The organism is Sporomusa aerivorans, from assembly GCF_041428895.1.
Lineage (GTDB): Bacteria > Bacillota > Negativicutes > Sporomusales > Sporomusaceae > Sporomusa > Sporomusa aerivorans.
Genome location: NZ_CP156926.1, coordinates 1,365,961 through 1,381,338, shown reverse-complemented (window position 1 = coordinate 1,381,338; position 15,378 = coordinate 1,365,961). Strand labels below are relative to the sequence as shown.

The 15,378-nt window shown below is 47.4% G+C and carries 16 protein-coding genes and 2 tRNA genes; 7 read left to right on the top strand and 11 right to left on the bottom strand.

The genetic code is table 11. The features are described from left to right. Positions 1-44: 44 nt before the first annotated feature. From SATMO3_RS06245 to SATMO3_RS06230, 4 genes are all read right to left on the bottom strand, one after another. Positions 45-1,310, bottom strand: coding sequence for a tetratricopeptide repeat protein (locus tag SATMO3_RS06245; protein WP_371379023.1), 1,266 nt, complete (start codon positions 1,308-1,310; stop codon positions 45-47). A 221-nt stretch (positions 1,311-1,531) separates the two neighbouring features. Then, the gene (locus tag SATMO3_RS06240; protein WP_371379021.1) at positions 1,532-2,143 is read right to left on the bottom strand and encodes a tetratricopeptide repeat protein; all 612 of its coding nucleotides are present in this window, start codon (positions 2,141-2,143) and stop codon (positions 1,532-1,534) included. Between the two features lie 47 nt (positions 2,144-2,190). Then, entirely contained in the window at positions 2,191-2,568 is a 378-nt protein-coding gene (locus SATMO3_RS06235) for a hypothetical protein (protein WP_371379018.1), read from the bottom strand. Positions 2,569-3,263: 695 nt separating this feature from the next. Then, a complete protein-coding gene (locus SATMO3_RS06230) occupies positions 3,264-3,512 on the bottom strand; it encodes a hypothetical protein (protein WP_371379016.1) in 249 nt (82 codons plus the stop codon). 263 nt (positions 3,513-3,775) lie between these two features. Between SATMO3_RS06230 and SATMO3_RS06225 the strand changes: the two genes are divergently transcribed. Then, positions 3,776-4,105, top strand: a complete 330-nt coding sequence (locus SATMO3_RS06225; RefSeq protein ID WP_371379014.1) for a TM2 domain-containing protein — start codon at positions 3,776-3,778, stop codon at positions 4,103-4,105. Between the two features lie 55 nt (positions 4,106-4,160). Further along, complete coding sequence (locus tag SATMO3_RS06220; protein WP_371379011.1) at positions 4,161-4,583, top strand: tyrosine-type recombinase/integrase; 423 nt, start codon at positions 4,161-4,163, stop codon at positions 4,581-4,583. Positions 4,584-4,662: 79 nt separating this feature from the next. Here the strand turns inward: SATMO3_RS06220 and SATMO3_RS06215 are convergent. The 3 genes from SATMO3_RS06215 to SATMO3_RS06205 all read right to left on the bottom strand — a co-directional run bounded on the left by SATMO3_RS06215 (position 4,663) and on the right by SATMO3_RS06205 (position 5,126). Further along, a tRNA-Lys gene (locus tag SATMO3_RS06215) sits at positions 4,663-4,738 on the bottom strand. A 3-nt stretch (positions 4,739-4,741) separates the two neighbouring features. After that, positions 4,742-4,817 (bottom strand) — tRNA-Gln (locus SATMO3_RS06210). Between the two features lie 186 nt (positions 4,818-5,003). Beyond that, entirely contained in the window at positions 5,004-5,126 is a 123-nt protein-coding gene (locus SATMO3_RS06205) for a hypothetical protein (RefSeq protein WP_371379008.1), read from the bottom strand. A 424-nt stretch (positions 5,127-5,550) separates the two neighbouring features. Here SATMO3_RS06205 and SATMO3_RS06200 point away from each other — a divergent pair, with 424 nt between their 5' ends. From SATMO3_RS06200 to SATMO3_RS06180, 5 genes are all read left to right on the top strand, one after another. After that, entirely contained in the window at positions 5,551-6,012 is a 462-nt protein-coding gene (locus SATMO3_RS06200) for a redoxin domain-containing protein (RefSeq protein ID WP_371379005.1), read from the top strand. Between the two features lie 26 nt (positions 6,013-6,038). After that, entirely contained in the window at positions 6,039-7,790 is a 1,752-nt protein-coding gene (locus tag SATMO3_RS06195; protein WP_371379003.1) for a 2-oxoacid:acceptor oxidoreductase subunit alpha, read from the top strand. Further along, on the top strand, positions 7,787-8,644 hold the full coding sequence (locus SATMO3_RS06190) for a 2-oxoacid:ferredoxin oxidoreductase subunit beta (protein WP_371379001.1): 858 nt from the start codon (positions 7,787-7,789) through the stop codon (positions 8,642-8,644). Before SATMO3_RS06195 ends, SATMO3_RS06190 begins: the two co-directional genes overlap by 4 nt. A gap of 344 nt (positions 8,645-8,988) precedes the next feature. Beyond that, entirely contained in the window at positions 8,989-10,854 is a 1,866-nt protein-coding gene (dnaK, locus tag SATMO3_RS06185) for a molecular chaperone DnaK (RefSeq protein WP_371378998.1), read from the top strand. 28 nt (positions 10,855-10,882) lie between these two features. Beyond that, entirely contained in the window at positions 10,883-11,902 is a 1,020-nt protein-coding gene (locus SATMO3_RS06180; RefSeq protein ID WP_371378995.1) for a DnaJ C-terminal domain-containing protein, read from the top strand. Between the two features lie 53 nt (positions 11,903-11,955). On the opposite strand, the gene larE is transcribed toward SATMO3_RS06180, so the two are convergent. The 4 genes from larE to SATMO3_RS06160 are packed head-to-tail and all read right to left on the bottom strand — an operon-like array spanning position 11,956 to position 15,376. Further along, positions 11,956-12,780: an ATP-dependent sacrificial sulfur transferase LarE gene (gene larE, locus SATMO3_RS06175; protein ID WP_371378993.1), complete on the bottom strand. Its 825-nt coding sequence runs from the start codon at positions 12,778-12,780 to the stop codon at positions 11,956-11,958. Positions 12,781-12,803: 23 nt separating this feature from the next. Beyond that, on the bottom strand, positions 12,804-13,595 hold the full coding sequence (locus SATMO3_RS06170) for an ABC transporter ATP-binding protein (RefSeq protein ID WP_371378990.1): 792 nt from the start codon (positions 13,593-13,595) through the stop codon (positions 12,804-12,806). A gap of 1 nt (position 13,596) precedes the next feature. Next, positions 13,597-14,358 (bottom strand): ABC transporter permease, encoded by a 762-nt coding sequence (locus SATMO3_RS06165; protein ID WP_371378987.1) that lies wholly within the window; start codon positions 14,356-14,358, stop codon positions 13,597-13,599. A gap of 7 nt (positions 14,359-14,365) precedes the next feature. After that, positions 14,366-15,376, bottom strand: a complete 1,011-nt coding sequence (locus SATMO3_RS06160) for an ABC transporter substrate-binding protein (protein WP_371378985.1) — start codon at positions 15,374-15,376, stop codon at positions 14,366-14,368. Positions 15,377-15,378 lie beyond the last annotated feature (2 nt).

Genomic DNA, 15,378 nt, shown 5'->3' with positions numbered 1-15,378 from the left:
CGTGACCGCAAATCCACCAATTGGGAAACAGCGAAAACAGCCTGTTATATCCGGTGTTCTTTCTTTATTTTGTTTGCTATTCTTAAGCAAACAGTCAATGGGAATATTTTATAAACCTCAGAAAAATCTTTTTCTATAGTATCTTTGGTAAGAAAGTCAGGAATAACAAACCCTTTTTTGTCAATGGCGGTGACTCGCATCGCCCCTGTCTGCCGCTTGTTGTTATCGTTTATTTCAACCCAAAGATAATAATCGGGAGGCGATACTCCTACTTGATCCGGGCCTTTCCGCAAAAACTCATATTTGATTTCAGCATTTGGGCCAGCACTAAAATACGCCATTATAGCCCGTAGAAGAAATGCATCAAAATCACTTTTTTCTGGAACATTACCAGTTATATGGGAATAGCTGATACTCCCAATCGCCATCATCCAACCTGCTGAATCCGCTATTTTTTTATCAATAGACTCTGCCTTTCGCGAATCCTCACGGGCCTTTTCAGCTTGGCCGCTCATCATATAGACATAACCACGCTGTGCGTACGCTACAGAGTTAGCTGGCTTCAATCTGATTACTTCAGAATAATCTTGAATTGCTCGCTCAAGGTTGCCTCCCAAAAAATAGATTTCTGCACGAATCAAAAATGCCTCATCGTTATTGCTGTTCAATGTTATTGCTTTATTGAAATCAATAATGGCAAGATCATATTCATGTTCCATTGCATAAGCAATACCCCGTCTGACAAAAGCGGCATCACTCCGCGAGTCCAGCTCCAAAACTTTGCTGAAATCATTAGCAGCATTCTCATAATCCTCCAGCATCATGTAAGCTTGACCGCGATCTATATATTTTTCCGTATCTTTAGGGCTGCGTTTTATTCCATCTGTGCAAATTTTGACTGACTGCTCCATATCGGCAATAGCCTTATCTTTTTGATTGCTCGCAATATAGCTCCTTGCCCGGACAAGATATGATTTATATTTTCCCGGCTGTACTTCAATTGCCTTGGTAAAATCTTTTATGGACTGCTCTATTTGCTGATTCTTAAAGAGAGCTTCTCCGCGTTTTAGATAATAATCCGCAGACTTCGGATACAATGCAATCGCCTGATCGTATTGCTCTATGGCAAGTTTAAATTCATTACGATCCGCGTATTCAAGTCCTTTAAGATAATATTCTTGCGCCACCTTTTGGAGTATTGGTACCCCGCTTTTCGAGCTTTCGGCCCCGTATACGGCAAAAGGCATTATTGACACGAAGAATGACAGGCAGAAAATTATACCCCTAAAGGCTATTCTATTATGAATCACTGCTACGCCCCCTATCAGCACCAAGTATTTTGATTCCTCTTCATAATCCACATTATATTTTCTTGCAAAGTCGTTTAAACCGTTGGATTACCAGCATTACTTAATTTTCCAATATCTATCTTCTTCCAGAAATTGCATTTTTCCTTTAATTAAAGTCATACGCAGCTAAACTTGCCAAATAATAAGGGCGGGAATTATCCCGCCCCGCCGATTCTGTTTGATTATTTGTCAATATATTGCTTAGCATGTTCAATGCGTTTGGTATCTTGGGGTGAGGCCAATGTCAGGAATTTCTGATAGGCGCCAATCGCTTCCTGAGTTCTTCCAATTGTTTCACAAGTCCAAGCTTTGTTATAGTAAGCTGATGCAAATTGTGGATTGATAGCAATAGCCCTATTATAATCTTCTATAGCCTGATCGTATTGTTTTAGCAGACTGTAAAGCAAGCCACGGTCATAGTAAATTTCGGCATCACTGGGATTAATGGTAATAGCTTGATTATAGTCGGCAATCGCCCGTTCATACTGACCAAGACGATAGTAACTATTTCCACGGTCAACATATGCATTGGTAAATTGTGGATTGATGGCGATGGCCTGGTTGTAGTCATTAAGCGCTAGGTCGTACTGCCCCTTATGAAAGTAGGCAATACCTCGTTTTAGGTAAACCCTTGCATCATGCGGGTTGGCGGCAATAGCCTGATTACAATTGGCAATCACCTGGTCGTATTGGTTTTGTGGCCCGGCGCTGACACTAGATGGTACGAACAAGAGTAGCAGGCAAACCAAGAGTAATGTACTAATGTTGCCTGCTACTAGACGGCTTTTAAGCATGGTCGGTTATCCTCCATTATGATTCTTGTTAAGCGAGAATAAACTAATTAAAACCTCTCAGCAGCCCTTAGGATGGCTCCTATTAATAAATCATTATCATCGTCCTTAAAGTCATTCCATGAGCCTTCTGCTTTGGGATCAAGCAATAATTTACCGAAGTACTTTCCTTCCATATTGTAGAGTTGGATTTCCGAAAAGCAAACTTTTTCTCTAGTTCTATCTATAAGGAGTGTCGTTGAAGTATATTTTTCCTCATGTAAATATTCTCTAGCTACTGCTTTAATAAGTCCATCGGATTCCACTTGGATTGAATCAACATCAACCCACGAGGAGCTATCTACTTGAGTCCAGCTTTCGGCATGACATAGGGAAATACTTAGGGTAAGTAGGAGAAGGGTCATAAAGAGTATTTTGTGGTTAAGCATTAGCTCTCACCTCTTGTTAGTACTTCAACCGTGTTCTTTTTCCGGATTCGTAATATCAACAACTAATTTTTGCGACTGAAAAACGGAATAAACTAACTCATGCCATTGTACGGCCGATAAGTAGGCTGCCCTGATTCAATCATGTATCCAACAATTTCCAAAGACAGTCCAGCCGTAAAACTAATAATAGACAAAATCCCATTGCTGACCATTAAACTAACATTACTGTCCGCGGGGATAGCTAGTGCTATTTCAAGAAACTCTGCTCGATTAACTGAAATTTTCATAGTTCATCTAGTTTAGTTTCTTTAAAAAGCATCCTTAAATGCTATCTTGGAGATACTTCATTCGACGCTCTAACCAATCCTCTAGAGATGATATTCAACACAACACAACCCTATCCTTTCATTAATTCAAGTCTATTTTAACTTACAAGGTTGACATTATCTAGTTCTGTGCTACTACGCTCTGGAAGTTGGAAAACTACATAGTAAATACATAAATCGGCGGGTTGATTCCCCTCGGTCCTATAATAGCTAATTTTTCTTTCAACCGGCCACAAAGTTTCGTAATGTTATATTACACTGGTTTTAGAGAAAACCGCGCCCTGAGGTTCGGGTACCTACAATTAAACAAAATACCGCCTCCCCCACAAGGCAAGGAGGCAACAGATGGAATATGGTTCAAATAAATGATTATTTAGGTTTCTCAGCTTTAGCATATTTAATTTTTATGCCTTTATTGTCAGTTTCGCTTTTGATAACACCATCATTGTAATTATGGTATATTATCAAAGTTGAATCGCTTTCCCATTTAATATCAGTGTAACGAATATGATAACCTTTAAAGACAATATGCATTTTATTAACTTCTCGAGTTTCATCAACATTATTGTCGCTAGCATACAAATATGGCAACATTATTAGAGAAATCAACAGTTGCATTTCCACCAGTATCTATAAAAACTATCGCTTGATACTTTCCGTTTGGACTTAATTCCTTCTTGACAATTTCTTTAATAATAAAAGTATCAGCAGGTTTTAGTAAATAAAATCCAGTAAAAAGAATTAGAATTGTAATTAGAATAGCCTTAGAAAAATTCAATCCAATAATTTACCTTTTTTGGCAAATTATTATTTCTTTTGCAGGAATTTACTACCGATTGTGGTAGATATATGTAAATACGTATTGGGGAGGTCTTATATTTATGAGTAATTTATTATTAAAACAGGGCTTAACAACCCAACAGTTGGCAATTATTCAAAGTGAGCTTTCAAAAAAAGCTAAATCTAAAACTACAGCTTATATATTTTGGTTTTTTCTTGGTGCATTAGGTGGGCATCGTTATTATGTTGGCGATATTGTTAGAGGAATTTTTATGACACTTACTTTGGGTGGTCTGGGCATATGGGCACTTATTGACGTATTTTTTATAGGCAGTAGAGTAGAGGATGTTAATGAAAAAATTGAATTTGAGGTAATTCAGACGGTTAGTGCTCCGGTAATGGCTGCCTCAGAAGTAGCTGCAACCAAATAACTCTTATGTTTCAAGTTAGCAAAAAAATCCCCGGTTTCCCTGGGACTGAGCTTAAATGTCTTATGAATTGGAGGGTGGGACCAGTCCCACCCTCTTCAATCTACAAGCCTGGAACGGCAAACAAGCTCATCCTGACAGCATGAATACATGGCTAAAGAAGTTTGTCAAAAACAATAATCTCCCGCCGATCACACCAAAGAGTTTCCGGCATATGGCGGCTACTTACCTTATTACGTCCGGAACGGATATTAGAACCGTCGCCGGCAAGCTTGGGCATGCTAACACCAATACCACCACCGTTGTATACTCTCACCTTCTTAAATCGGCTGAAAAAGAAACCGCTGATAAGATGGAATCCTTCTTAAAACAGGCATCCGATAAAGCAAAAAACCAACAAAAGAGCAGACCAAATAGCCTGCTAATTTTTTATATTTTTGTCTTTCTTTTGTACTCTTTTTTGAAAATAAACGGCAAATAAACGGCAACTTAACCATAACAGGAAAAATTAAAAGGTACATCGAAAGGCTTCTAACCCTTGATGTACCTGTGTTTCAAAGTGGTGACCCACCACGGAATCGAACCGTGAACCTACTGATTAAGAGTCAGTTGCTCTGCCAGTTGAGCTAGTGAGTCATGTGGCTGGGGCGCTAGGACTCGAACCTAGGAATGCGGGAGTCAGAGTCCCGTGCCTTACCAGCTTGGCGACGCCCCAATTATAGATTAATTTTTCTTGCCCAATAAATATTATATATATCAATTAGGGTTTTGTCAAATCAATATCTTCATAATCATATAAAAATGCCCCCGGACGGATTACCTCCGGGAGCATATGTATTTTTCCCTCGTCAATATGCCCCTTTACAGTAGGGAATTGCGAAGCTCCTGATTGCTCTTGTTGTTACGCCAACAACAATGCCATATATAGGATGCCGGCAAATGCCACCAAACTTCCTTTTAGAGGCCATTGTCTCTCCTCCTGCTTGCGAGCAGGTTGTTTAACCAATTCGCTGACTATTTGCATGATCGTTCACTCCCTAAATTATAATTATTTAAATGAAAATATCAATTACTAATCAATATTAATTAAATTATACCATAAAATTCCTATTTTGCAAGATTTTTTTTACCGGTATTCATGTCGATATTCCATATAGCAGTTAATAAAAGCTCTCCCCTTATACTAAAAAAACTTACACTTTCTGTCAGTAAAAAAAGAAACCGCCTACCAGTGGCAGACGATTAGAGGTCATGTCATAGTGATGCGTTCTATGACATGTATAGTATACCTTTAATTTATTATAAAAAAGTTTACCGGCGAATTTTCTTTATAGAGAAAATACTGTAAAACAACAAGATTTTTTTTATTCAAGAAGGATTTTCCCATGATAATTTATAAGTTATATGTAGTGATAAATTTGCCTAATAAATTATTGGAGGCGATCATTATGAATCGGATTACGGTTGGCGATTATGCGCCTGATTTTGTTTTAAAGGACAATCGCGGCGAAGAAATTCGCCTGTCAGATTATAAGGGCAAAAAGGTGCTGTTATCCTGGCACCCCCTGGCGTGGACCAGAGTATGCGCCGAACAGATGAAAGCTTTGGAAGCCAATTTAGCAGAGTTTGAGAAACATAACGTTGTTCCGCTTGGCCTGAGCATAGACTCCTATCCGTGCAAGAATGCCTGGGCAAAAGAGCTGGGCATTGCCCAGGTAAAACTCTTAGCTGATTTTTGGCCACATGGGGAAATTGCCGGTAAATACGGTCTGTTTCGTACACCGGAAGGCTTTTCGGAACGGGCTAATGTTCTAGTCGGTGAGGACGGTAAGGTGTTATGGGTCAAAACGTATGATATCCCTGAGCTACCGGATATTGCCGAGGTATTCAATCAAATTAAAAACCGTTAAAAATTATTGAGAACGGAGGGTATTACATGTCTCAACAACCATTTACCGTTATGTTTGGCGGACAAGCAGGCTATGGCATCATGAGCGCAGGCATCATGCTTGCCAGAGCGGCCGGGCGCAATGGACTGTGGGCCTTTGTGGTGAACGAATATCCCTCATTAATCAAGGGCGGCACGAATACCTGTCGCGCCTCTATCGACAACAAGCCAATCGAAACCTACGAAGACGGGTTAGACTTTTTATGTGCGTTGTCCCAGGAAGTGTTGGATCAAAACTATGAGCACCTGAACACCGGCGCTGGCATTTTGTATGACAGTGATACGGTAAAACCGGATATGGCATTGGTGCCGGCCGGGGTAAAATTGTACCCGTTGAAACTCATCGGTACGCTTACCGGTGACGCCAAGGTCATGGCCAACAGCGCCATGGTCGGAGCCTTTTGCAGTCTGGGCGGCTTTCCCCTTGAGGCAGTGGCCGGCATCATGAGGTCAGAATTTAAAGGCGAGGTCTTAGAGAAAAACCTGGCATTGCTGCAGCAATCCTTTGATGCTGCCCGGCAACAACATGGTGTGCATAGTGCTTTTCCTTTTACGCTGCAGCCGGATAGTCAGAAAAAGATGTTCTTAAACGGCAATGAGGCTATCTCGATGGGCGCCATCAAAGCCGGCGTAAAATTTGCCGCCGGCTATCCCATGACACCGGGCTCCAGCGTATTAACCTATTTAGCCGATCATTCCGCCCAATACGGTCTGGTATTTAAGCAGGCCGAGGATGAAATTGCTGCGGTCAACATGCTCATTGGCGCCGGCTTTGCCGGGGTGCGGGCCATTGGGGCCACCAGCGGGGGCGGTTTCGCCCTGATGGTGGAAGCTTTGGGCTTTGCCGCCCAGGGGGAAGTCCCGCTGGTCATTGTAGAGGCCCAGCGGGGCGGCCCCAGTACAGGCCTGCCAACCCGCACCGCTCAAGCCGATCTAAACTTCGTGGTTCACGCCTCCCAGGGCGAATTCCCCCGCATTGTTATGGCCCCGGGCGATATTGAGGAATGCTTCACTGAAACGTTCCGTGTATTTAATCTGGTAGAGAAATACCAGGTGCCGGGAATTATCTTAACAGATAAATATTTAGCCGACTCCAGCGCCGTCCATGCCTATTTTGACGATTCGGAGCTCAAGATTGACCGTGGCAAGCTTGTCAGTGAAACCTGGCTGGCAGAGAACCAGCCCTATGCCCGTTATGCCCTCACGGACGACGGGATTTCCCCTCGCGCCGTTCCCGGTCAAAAGGGTGGCCGGCATATTGCCACAAGTTATACCCATGGCGAAGACGGCTTCTATAGCTCAGGCAACCGCGAGTTTGCCGGACAGGAGCCTGCGATAACGGCGGCTGGTACTGACAAACTGTTTAATAAGGTGCCTGCCATGCTGAAAGAAATCCCGGGAATCAAGCTGCACGGTCCCAAGGATGCCGAACTGACTGTCATTGGCTGGGGCTCAACCAAACAAGCTATTGTGGAAGCCATAAACCAGGTTTCTGAAACCGGTAAAACCGTTAACTTTTTGCAAGTAGTCTATCCCAGTCCTTTTCCGGCGGCAGCAGTAAGCGAGGTACTGGCACAGAGCAAGAAAACCCTGCTGGTGGAAGGCAATAAAACGGCGCAGTTAGCCGGACTGATCCGCGCCCATACCGGCTATACGGTAACTGCGACCTATCTGAAATACGATTCCCGCCCCTTTGTCCCCTCCGCAATAGCCGCTAAAATCGAGGAGGTGCTGGCATGACGGAAAATCTAAATGTTCGCTATGTTCCCACATGGTGCCCAGGGTGCGGCAATTTTGGCATCTTTACGGCCTTAAAAAAGGCGTTTTCTCTCCTGGATTTAGACCCTGAACAAACGGCGCTTGTTACCGGCATCGGCTGCTCCAGCAAAATCGCCCAGTATATTAATACTTACCGGATTGAAACCCTGCATGGCCGGACATTGCCGGTAGCAACCGGCGTCAAGCTGGCCAATCACCGGCTGGCCGTAATCGCGGAGGGCGGCGACGGCGACGGCATGGGCTTAGGAATGGGACACTTTATCCATACGGCGCGCCGTAACCTCAATATTACCTATATCATTCACAACAATCAGATCTACGGGCTCACCAAAGGTCAGACCTCACCGACAAGCGATCTGGGCGCAATCACCAAATTCACGCCGCCGCCACGGGGAAATGTGGAACAACCCATTAATATAGTACAAACGGCGCTCCAGGCCGGCGCCAGCTTTGTGGCCCGCTCAACCGCCGCCGATTCCCAGCTTGCCGATATCCTGGCCCAGGCCATCAGCCACCGGGGCTTTTCAGTTGTCGATATCCTCCAGCCCTGCGTCTCCTTTAACCATATCAACACCTATCAATGGTACCAGGAGCGGGTCTACCGCCTGAATACCCTGCCTGACTATAATCCGGCAGATTTTACAGCAGCCTCGGCCGTAGCGGGCCAGTGGGGCGATAAGATCCCGGTCGGCCTGCTGTACCGTACCGACCGGCCAACATTTGAAGACTCCTTGCCTCAATTAGCCACCGGCGCGTTAGTGGAGCATTCCCTGCAGGATATTTCAGTAGCTGCCCTAATGGACGAACTGGCTTAAGACGATACTAATTCAATGAAAAAACGCAGTCTTCGGGTACTTTCGCCGGCGACTGCGTTTTTTGTTCCCTGTAGTCCATGGTTACGCCAGGTACTAAGCTCCGGCCACAGCTGAGGAAAATTTTTGCTTCATAAAGTCAAAAGGTCAAAAAGTCAGAAATAATCAGATTGGCTATGATTGCGGGACAATTTTTCAAGAAAAAGACTAAATTGGTTATAATTAGCTTTATTTGACCTTATTTGACTTTTTAATTAATAACAGTTATCTGATAACATAGAATTGTAATCAAACAGTAATCCCATGCAACCCGCATTAATTTATTAATAAAAGAGGAGGCGCGAATTATGGGAAAAGTAGTAGGTATTGATTTAGGTACAACCAACTCTTGTATTTCTGTATTAGAAGGAGAACGTCCGGAGGTTATTGTCAATGTCGAGGGCGGTCGCACTACTCCCTCTGTCGTGGCTTTCCGCGATAACGAACGTCTTGTTGGCCAGTTAGCCAAACGCCAGGCCGTCTTAAACCCTGCTAAAACCTTCTATTCGGTAAAACGCTTCATCGGTCGCCGTTTCAACGAAGTACCGGATGAGATGAAACTGGTGCCTTATAAAGTAGCCCAGGGCGCAGATGACACCGTGAAATTCCTGGTCGATGACAAACAGTACGCACCGGAGGAAATTTCGGCTCAGGTCCTGCGCAAACTGGTGGATGACGCCAGCAAGTATCTGGGCGAGAAAATAATCGATGCGGTTATCACAGTGCCGGCATATTTTAACGATGCCCAGCGTCAGGCTACTAAAGACGCCGGCCGGGTCGCCGGCCTCAACGTCCTGCGGATTATCAACGAGCCGACAGCCGCAGCTCTGGCTTATGGCCTGGACAGGAAAAAGAATGAAACCATCCTGGTATTCGACTTAGGTGGCGGTACCTTTGACGTATCCATTCTCGATGTAGGCGACGGCGTGTTCGAGGTTAAGGCTACCAACGGTGATACTCACTTAGGCGGCGACGACTTCGATAAAGCTATTGTTGACTGGCTGGCCGCCGAGTTCAAGAAAAATAACGGCATTGATCTTTTAACAGACAAACAGGCGCTGCAGCGGCTTACCGAAGCCGCCGAGAAAGCCAAGATTGAGTTGTCGTCTGTAACCGAAACCACAGTCAATCTGCCCTTCGTTACGGCCGATGCCAGCGGTCCAAAGCATCTGGATCTCAAACTTACCCGGGCAAAATTTGATGAAATCACCCGCAGCCTGGTCAATCGCTGCCGGATTCCGGTGGAGAAAGCGCTGGCTGATGCCAAACTGACTGCCAAGGATATCGACGAAGTCATCCTGGTAGGCGGTTCCACCCGTATCCCGGCCGTTCAACAACTCGTCAAACAGCTGACCGGCAAAGATCCCAACCAAAGCGTGAATCCGGACGAGGTTGTCGCCATTGGCGCCGCCATCCAGGGCGCCGTCCTGAGCGGTGATCTCAAAGACGTAGTCCTCTTGGACGTTACGCCGCTGTCTCTTGGTGTGGAAACACTGGGGAGCGTTATGACCAGGATTATTGAGCGCAACACAACCATTCCCGCCCGCCGTAGTCAGGTATTCAGCACAGCCGATGACCATCAGCCGGAAGTTGACATTCATGTCCTGCAGGGTGAACGGGAAATGGCCGGTGACAACCGGACTCTGGGCCGCTTCAAATTAACCGGCATCCCAGCCGCACCGCGCGGCTTGCCGCAAATTGAAGTTACCTTCGATATTGACGCCAACGGTATTCTTACAGTCAGCGCCAAGGACAAAGCCACAAGCAAAGAACAGTCCATTACCATCAGCGGTTCCAGCAACCTGGACAAAACCGATATCGACCGGATGGTGGCCGATGCCAAACGCTACGCAGCCGACGATAAAAACCGCCGGCAATATGCAGAGTTGAAAAACGAAGTAGATTCGCTGGCCTATCAGGCTCGTAATTTCCTGGCGGAAAAAGGCGACAGCCTGCCTGCGCATCTTAGCGGCCGGCTATCGGCCGCCCTGGAAGCCGTCAGCCAGGCTGACGACAAAACCGATATGGCTAAGCTGCAGCAGCTCAAAGGCGAACTGGAGCAGGCCTACAGCCAGGCCGCTCAGCACCAGCCGGAGGAGCCCGGGCAGCAACCGGGCGCTAATCCCGGCAGTCAAACCAAACAGGACGATGTCATCGACGTTGAGTATGAGTAAATAAGAAGCAGCTAAAGGGGTGATGCCTATGCAATATGTCGATTACTACGAAATATTAGGCATTGTAAAGACTGCGACCGAAAAAGAAATAAAACAGGCGTACCGCAAGCTGGCCCGCAAGCATCACCCCGACCTTCACCAGGGTGATGCCAAGAAACAGGCCGAAGAAAAATTCAAGCAGATCAATGAAGCCTATGAAGTACTGGGTGACCCGGGTAAACGGGCTAAATACGATAAGCTGGGCATGAACTGGCAGACCGGCGATGAGGTTCATTTCGACCCGTCCGCCGCCGGTGGCTATACGTACAGTTACCAGGGGAACGAGGGTTTTGATCCGTCCGAATTCAGCAATTTCTTCGCCAGCATCTTCGGACAGGAGTTCAATCACGGTCAGCCTGGCGGCAGACGGACACGCACAGCCAATTACAAAGGCGAAGATATAAATGCCGAGATTCAGCTCTCCGTCATCGAGCTAATTCAGGGAGCAGAAAAGGATCTTCATCTCTCGGCGCCCCAGGTCTGCACCGCCTGCGCCGGGCAGCGTTTCAGCCAACACGGCATCTGCCAGACCTGCGGCGGCGCCGGAGTTACGGAAATCGCCAAAACCGTCAAAGTAAAAATACCTGCCGGCCTCTATCCGGGTGCGTCGCTGCGCCTCAAAGGCCTGGGCGGCAGAGGCAGCGGCACGAGCGACGCCGGCGATCTGTACCTGCATATCCAGGTAGGCGACCCTACCTGGCAGGTAAACGGCAGGGACCTGGAAACAGAGCTCACTCTCTATCCGGAACAGGCCGTGCTGGGCGACCGGGTCAAAGTCGCTACTCCTCATGGCCCGGTTCAGCTTAAGATCGAGCCCGGCACGCACTCCGGCCAGCGGCTGCGGTTAAAAAACAAAGGCCTGCCCCAAAAACAGGGCCTGGGCGATTTATACCTGAAAATCCGTATTGATATTCCGCAGAATCTGCCTGAGACAGAAAAAGCGCTCTACCGGAAAATACGCGATGGCAAAGTTTCTAACCCACACGAATCGGCCCAGGGTGTGGCCTAAATGGAAAGAAAAGTCCGTATCACAACTGATGATACGGACTTTTCTTTGCTAATCTATTGTTTGCCGGGCAAATCCAGCACGGCGTTCATACTGCCGGTCCGGTAGCCGGCTAAATCCAGTGTGACAAAGGTGAAGCCTAATTTGCGCAGTTCGGCGCTGATCAGTCCGGCTTTATCCGGAGCAGTCAGACCGGCAATATCCTCCGGCGACACCTCAATCCGGGCCAGGTTATCATGATGTCTGACGCGGACCTGTCCGCGGCAGAATTGCTTCAGGAAGTCTTCCGCCTGTTCGATCTGTTTAAGCCGCTCGGCCGTAACCGGCAGGCCGTAAGCCACCCGTGACGACAGACAGGCGGCGCTGGGTTTATTCCAGGTAGGCACACCCCATTCTTTGGATATAACCCGGATTTCCTCTTTGGTCAGTCCGGCCTCCAGCAAGGGACTGCGTACGCCGCACAGTTCATCAATGGCGCGCATACCCGGACGGTAGTCTGATTTGTCATCAGCGTTGGAACCTTCCAGAACCCAGGCGATGTTTTCATCATCCGCCCATCTTTTCAAAGCGTCAAACCGTTCCTTTTTGCAGTAATAGCAACGATCGGGAGTATTAGCCACAAATTCGTCGCTGTTAAGCTCGCTGATGTGCAAGAGAACATGCCTAATGCCGATTTGTTTGGCAATGGCAATGGCCTCCTGGCGTTCTGATTCCGGCAGAGTCTCCGAATAGGCCGTAACGGCCACTGCCTTATCGCCCAGCGCCCGCTGCGCCGCTGCTGCTAAGAAACTGCTGTCCACACCACCGGAAAAAGCAACGGCCACGTTGCCCATTTCTTGCAGTATTTTTGTCAGATTATCCAGTTTTACGGTGCTGTCCATTGTTGGTTCCTCCTGTCATTAGGTTAAATGATATACTCCGAGTTGGTCTCATGCGCCAGTTCAAATTCCCGGAAGACCTGTCCGCGATAGGCAGTGAGGCCGGCATCCCCCCGGTCACAGGGCTTTTGCAGCTTGATATTAATCACACGGCTGATCCGCCCCGGATTGGGCGACATGATGACAACCCGCTGCGCCAAATATACCGCTTCATCAATGTCATGTGTCACAAAAATAATCGTTGGCTTCTTCTCCTGCCAGATACGGAGCACCTCGTCCTGCAGCCGGTAGCGGGTAAACGCATCCAAAGCGGCAAACGGTTCATCCATAAAGATAATGTCCGGCTCAACGGCCAAGGCTCTGGCAATGGCCACGCGCTGTTTCATCCCGCCTGAGAGCTGCCGGGGAAAACTGCGGGCAAACTGACTCAGCCCAACCAGTTCCAGATACTCCTCAGCCTTGGCCCGGGCTTCCTTACTTTTCATTCCCTTGGCTTCAAGGCCCAGGATGACATTATCCAAAACATTGCGCCACGGAAACAGGCCATAATCCTGAAAGATTGTAATATGCTTGGGATTGGGGCGATCGACAGTCAGTCCGTCAATTGTCAGAATCCCGCTTGTTGGGTTCTCAAAGCCAGCCATCAAATTCATCAAAGTTGTTTTGCCACAGCCGCTTGGCCCTAGCAAGCACAAAAATTCGCCGGCATGGATCTGTAAGTTGATATCGACGAGTACAGCCAGCTGTTCTCCCCGGGCGTCCGGGAAGCTTTTGGATACATTGGCTACGGCAATTTTTACTGGGTTCTCATTTTTCATGTCAGCCTACTCCCCATCTGCGGTTAATACTTTTCTCCGCCCAGCCAAACAGCGTGTTGATGGCAAGCCCTAAGAGACCGACCACCAGCATCCCGCCCATTATCCAGTCTGTCCGCAGGAAATTGCGGGAATCCACAATGAGATAACCGAGCCCGGATTGAGCCCCCAGCATTTCTCCCGCTACTAAATGAATCCATGCCACGCCAATGGCGATATTAAGCCCAATCATAATATAAGGAAAAGCGGCGGGGATAACGATTTTGGTGAACAGCATACCCCTGCCGACCCCAAAATTCTGAGCAACTTTTAAATATACCGGGTCGATCTTGCGAACGGCACTGATGGTGGATAGCAGAATGGGAAAGAAAGCCGACAGAAAAATAATGAATATCGCCGGGGCGTTACCCACGCCAAACCATAGTACAGCCAAGGGAAACCAGGCAATCGGCGAAATGGGGCGCAAGATTTGCAGGATGGGACCCAGCGCCTTAAGCGAATAGGTATGCCACCCCAGGCTGAGGCCCAAGGGAACGGCAACAAGGAGCGCTAAACTATAGGAAATAGCAAAGCGTATGAGGCTCACCTGAATGTGTTCCCATAATATCCCCGACTCCGCCAGCTCGCTCAGTCCGGCCAGCACCTTAGCCGGACCGGGCAGTTGTTCCGGTGTGTAAAAACCGGCGGCAGTCTGCCACAGTCCGAGAAAAGCGGCAAGCGCCAGCCAAGGTAACAGTATCGTTTTGGGTAACCAGTTAGTCTGCATGTTCCGGTCACACCCCAAAGGCCTTCCTGGCAAACCGGTCATCAATATATTGAGCTAAATCAATTTTGTCTTTGGTAATACCAAACTGGACGAGATAATCCTGCGTGGCGGTAAAGTCCTTAATATCAGGCACAAGATTGGCAAACGTAATTCGGCCTTTGGGATTTGTCAGCACATGCTCCACGACTTCCTGCTTCTGGCCAAGATATTTAAGCGACAATTTAGCGGCTTCCTGCGGGTTGTTGTCAATGAAGGTAGCGGCTTTGGCCAGGCCGCCGACCAGTTCCTCGACAGCTTCCGGGTTCTTCTGCACCAATTCTTCCTGGACGTTAAGTACGCAGCAGATATGGTCGCGCCAGATATCTTTACTTAGAACCAGCACTTTGCCGACTTTTTGCATTTCGGCTTGTCCGCCAAACGGTTCGGCGACAATAAAGGCATCAACTTTGCCGGTAGCCAGGGCGTTGACCATCTCGGGCGGCGACATATCCAACAGTTTTACATCGTTATTGGGATTAATGCCTTTATCGGTGAGCACTTTATGGATAAGAATGTTGTGGGTAGAAAAACGGCTGGGAATGGCAATGGTCTTGCCGCGTAAATCTTCAACTTTGTTAAGTTCCGGACCAACTTTGGCCGTAAGTACCGAGCCGTTGCGGTGGCCTAAGAATACGGCTTTGACCGGTACGCCTTTTTGTTTCAGGCTCATCCCGATCGGAGTCAGCGCAAATGCGCCCTGAATGGCCCCGCCTTTTAAGGCTTCAGCCAATTCCGGCCAGCCGGAAAATTTAACAGGCTCCAGGGTAAATTGCTTGAACTCTGTCTGACCGTGAGCAATCATGGTCAAATGGTCGGTAATGGGCAAATAGCCGATTTTAACGGTTGGTTTATTCTTGGCTTGGCCGGCATTTGTTCCGGCCTGCTGGGCAGTACTTGTCCCGCAGCCGGCCAGACTTAAACCACCGGCCAGGCCGACAGCCATATATACGCTCTTCTTCAGAAAATCTCTTCTGTTCATAT

Excerpts from the sequence above, each read along its gene's own strand:
- SATMO3_RS06240 (WP_371379021.1), bottom strand. The coding sequence starts at position 2,143 with ATGCTTAAAAGCCGTCTAGTAGCAGGCAACATTAGTACATTACTCTTG.
- SATMO3_RS06235 (WP_371379018.1), bottom strand. The coding sequence starts at position 2,568 with ATGCTTAACCACAAAATACTCTTTATGACCCTTCTCCTACTTACCCTA.
- SATMO3_RS06230 (WP_371379016.1), bottom strand. The coding sequence starts at position 3,512 with ATGCAACTGTTGATTTCTCTAATAATGTTGCCATATTTGTATGCTAGC.
- SATMO3_RS06225 (WP_371379014.1), top strand. The coding sequence starts at position 3,776 with ATGAGTAATTTATTATTAAAACAGGGCTTAACAACCCAACAGTTGGCA.
- SATMO3_RS06220 (WP_371379011.1), top strand. The coding sequence starts at position 4,161 with ATGTCTTATGAATTGGAGGGTGGGACCAGTCCCACCCTCTTCAATCTA.
- SATMO3_RS06205 (WP_371379008.1), bottom strand. The coding sequence starts at position 5,126 with ATGCAAATAGTCAGCGAATTGGTTAAACAACCTGCTCGCAAGCAGGAG.
- SATMO3_RS06200 (WP_371379005.1), top strand. The coding sequence starts at position 5,551 with ATGAATCGGATTACGGTTGGCGATTATGCGCCTGATTTTGTTTTAAAG.
- SATMO3_RS06195 (WP_371379003.1), top strand. The coding sequence starts at position 6,039 with ATGTCTCAACAACCATTTACCGTTATGTTTGGCGGACAAGCAGGCTAT.
- SATMO3_RS06190 (WP_371379001.1), top strand. The coding sequence starts at position 7,787 with ATGACGGAAAATCTAAATGTTCGCTATGTTCCCACATGGTGCCCAGGG.
- dnaK (WP_371378998.1), top strand. The coding sequence starts at position 8,989 with ATGGGAAAAGTAGTAGGTATTGATTTAGGTACAACCAACTCTTGTATT.
- SATMO3_RS06180 (WP_371378995.1), top strand. The coding sequence starts at position 10,883 with ATGCAATATGTCGATTACTACGAAATATTAGGCATTGTAAAGACTGCG.
- larE (WP_371378993.1), bottom strand. The coding sequence starts at position 12,780 with ATGGACAGCACCGTAAAACTGGATAATCTGACAAAAATACTGCAAGAA.
- SATMO3_RS06170 (WP_371378990.1), bottom strand. The coding sequence starts at position 13,595 with ATGAAAAATGAGAACCCAGTAAAAATTGCCGTAGCCAATGTATCCAAA.
- SATMO3_RS06165 (WP_371378987.1), bottom strand. The coding sequence starts at position 14,358 with ATGCAGACTAACTGGTTACCCAAAACGATACTGTTACCTTGGCTGGCG.
- SATMO3_RS06160 (WP_371378985.1), bottom strand. The coding sequence starts at position 15,376 with ATGAACAGAAGAGATTTTCTGAAGAAGAGCGTATATATGGCTGTCGGC.